This window comes from Bacteroides intestinalis (assembly GCF_003464595.1).
In the GTDB taxonomy this organism is placed as follows: domain Bacteria; phylum Bacteroidota; class Bacteroidia; order Bacteroidales; family Bacteroidaceae; genus Bacteroides; species Bacteroides intestinalis_A.
This window is the reverse complement of sequence record NZ_QRZF01000063.1, coordinates 1-965: the sequence shown is the minus strand read 5'-3', so window position 1 is coordinate 965 and position 965 is coordinate 1. Positions and strand designations below refer to the sequence as shown.

At 57.7% G+C, this 965-nt stretch carries 1 protein-coding gene; it reads left to right on the top strand.

From position 1 onward, the window contains the following. Nucleotides 1–103: 103 nt before the first annotated feature. Entirely contained in the window at nt 104–919 is an 816-nt protein-coding gene (sul2, locus tag DWW10_RS25835) for a sulfonamide-resistant dihydropteroate synthase Sul2 (protein ID WP_001043260.1), read from the top strand. The last annotated feature ends 46 nt before the right edge of the window (nt 920–965 follow it).

The following is a 965-nucleotide window of genomic DNA, read 5'->3' as shown; positions in this document are numbered from 1 at the left end:
GACTAGTAATTGCGAATATAACAGGTGCATAAACGGATAATCAGAATCTTTAAACATCCTAATTAACTACCTGCGGATTTTAGGTATTATTATAGAAGCCCCCATGAATAAATCGCTCATCATTTTCGGCATCGTCAACATAACCTCGGACAGTTTCTCCGATGGAGGCCGGTATCTGGCGCCAGACGCAGCCATTGCGCAGGCGCGTAAGCTGATGGCCGAGGGGGCAGATGTGATCGACCTCGGTCCGGCATCCAGCAATCCCGACGCCGCGCCTGTTTCGTCCGACACAGAAATCGCGCGTATCGCGCCGGTGCTGGACGCGCTCAAGGCAGATGGCATTCCCGTCTCGCTCGACAGTTATCAACCCGCGACGCAAGCCTATGCCTTGTCGCGTGGTGTGGCCTATCTCAATGATATTCGCGGTTTTCCAGACGCTGCGTTCTATCCGCAATTGGCGAAATCATCTGCCAAACTCGTCGTTATGCATTCGGTGCAAGACGGGCAGGCAGATCGGCGCGAGGCACCCGCTGGCGACATCATGGATCACATTGCGGCGTTCTTTGACGCGCGCATCGCGGCGCTGACGGGTGCCGGTATCAAACGCAACCGCCTTGTCCTTGATCCCGGCATGGGGTTTTTTCTGGGGGCTGCTCCCGAAACCTCGCTCTCGGTGCTGGCGCGGTTCGATGAATTGCGGCTGCGCTTCGATTTGCCGGTGCTTCTGTCTGTTTCGCGCAAATCCTTTCTGCGCGCGCTCACAGGCCGTGGTCCGGGGGATGTCGGGGCCGCGACACTCGCTGCAGAGCTTGCCGCCGCCGCAGGTGGAGCTGACTTCATCCGCACACACGAGCCGCGCCCCTTGCGCGACGGGCTGGCGGTATTGGCGGCGCTGAAAGAAACCGCAAGAATTCGTTAACTTTTCGGTGGCCAGTAAGGAAATCGAGCGAGGCAAGGGTACACGT